Origin of the sequence: Rothia sp. HMSC071F11, assembly GCF_001809115.1 — a bacterium.
GTDB classification, from domain to species: domain Bacteria; phylum Actinomycetota; class Actinomycetes; order Actinomycetales; family Micrococcaceae; genus Rothia; species Rothia dentocariosa.
The window spans coordinates 279,301-281,189 of sequence record NZ_KV795763.1 but is presented as its reverse complement, the minus strand read 5'-3'; the positions used below and the strand labels follow the sequence as shown (position 1 = coordinate 281,189).

At 52.1% G+C, this 1,889-nt stretch carries 2 protein-coding genes; both read left to right on the top strand.

Annotation, left to right across the window (positions count from 1 at the left end; translation table 11 throughout):
* The first annotated feature begins 113 nt into the window (after nt 1-113).
* The gene (locus HMPREF2554_RS09175; RefSeq protein WP_246826050.1) at nt 114-767 is read left to right on the top strand and encodes a DUF6318 family protein; all 654 of its coding nucleotides are present in this window, start codon (nt 114-116) and stop codon (nt 765-767) included.
* A gap of 195 nt (nt 768-962) precedes the next feature.
* Entirely contained in the window at nt 963-1,727 is a 765-nt protein-coding gene (locus tag HMPREF2554_RS09170) for a DUF6318 family protein (protein WP_004006398.1), read from the top strand.
* Nucleotides 1,728-1,889 lie beyond the last annotated feature (162 nt).

The window sequence follows — 1,889 nt, the reverse complement described above, 5'->3', positions numbered from 1 at the left end:
ATCGAGCGAAATCTCACAGAGCGCATACCGCTGAAATCTGCTATAAACCTCTACTTAAGGTGGATAATGAAGGGACTTCCCGCATTTTGATGCCGCGCGAAAGGGGAATCACGGTGGAATATGCGCTAACACGTCGTTCCGCGCTGGGTGCTGCGGGTGCCGGTGCGGTGCTTTTTACGGTTGCTTCATGCTCGAATGAACGCAGTGACTATGCCGGAGAAGTCAAACTCGAAAAATATGATAATTCTGCCGGTAGTTTTGAAGCCGCCACACGAGACACCCCTCCCAAGAACGTCCCCAAACCTATCAAACCTGAGAATGCAGATGAAAAGTCCGTTGCCGGATTTTACGCGAGCCTAGCCTATATCGCCGCCGCTATGCAGTATATGTTCGCCACCGGTGACACCGGTCCCTACGATGACAGTGCGCTCACCGAGGACGAGAAACACTATGTTCATAATTCCTCAAATGAGCAAATACTGGCACGCATGAGGGAGGGGCAAAACTGGTATGAGAACCCGCGCGTCACTATCTCCCTGAATACCGCGCAGCCCGCGATGGAAGGTGATACATATACGTGGGAAGGGAAGTTTTCTATGGAGTTCGGGAACTACCGTGTCGATCGTGGGCAGGTAAACGACCTAACGGAACGGCAAAAAAGCAATACCGAAGATATGGTTTTCAAAGGAATGTATACCAACGAGCGCTGGAGCGTTGAAACTCGGTCAAAGACCGTAGCCTCACAGAGCTCTACAGCTACACCATAGCGTTGTACCGTGCTTGGAAGGGATGCGCTCGGCGCTGGCTCTTGGGTGTGTGCAGGGTCGATGAGAAAAATATAACAGCTTATGATGACGTCATATAACGCATATTCGCACGGGTTAACGGCACAATAGTAAGGTACCCAGCCACATCACAGGGGTTTTAATCGTTGACGATTAAGACGCCGAAAGGAACGAAATATGTCAGAAAGATCCTATGATTTTTCGCGCCGAACCGCTCTTGCGGCAGCCGGTGCGGTGGGCTCGGCGATGGTGCTGAGCGCCTGCGCCCCGAAGGTGAGAGGAATCGCATCCGAGCAGCAGAGTGCGGGGGCAACCGCATCCAGCTCTAGTTCCAGCTCTCCATCTAGTTCCAGCTCTCCATCTAGTTCCAGTTCTTCATCTAGCTCCAGCAATTATGCAGGCGAGGTTCGCTTCACGAGTTTCGATACCTCCGCGGGCGCCTATGAGCCTGCCACGAAAGATCACCCGTCAAAGAATGTGCCTAAACCGACGAAACCCTCAGATATAAACGATAAGTCGGCGGCAGGATTTTATGCGGCGATTGGCTATACGACGGCAGCCATGCAGTACGCCATGGAAACACTGGACTTTAGCCTTGTGGCGGATGCGTTTCCACCAGAATACAAAGATGTCCTGGAATCTAAATTTAACCAGCTGAAACAACAAACCACGAGCAGTAAATCATGGTTTGGCGGCCCCAAATTTAAGGCGATTCTCAAGAGTCCGGAACCGACGATGAACGGTACGAGTGCCACCTGGGAGGGAACAATATCGTTTTCGCTGGGTACCTTTTACGGGCCGAGTGGAGTAAGCCGAGAGTCTGAGACAGAGACATCAGATACCCTCTACCGCGGAACCTATACGGAAGGGCGCTGGTGGGCTATCTACGGCAGCTCCTCGGGTTCGTCAGGATCTGGATCGTCTCAAGAATTTTCACTCTAGAAACACCACACAGATATTCGGGCTAAGAAGTCCGCACCATGAAAGGAAAAAGAATGTCCGCTCTACATGTCTCACGTCGCACCGCGTTTGGTTTGGCGGGTGCAGCCTCTGCGACCGTGGCGCTTGCTGCGTGCTCTAATGGAGATGGAAAAGATTACAGCG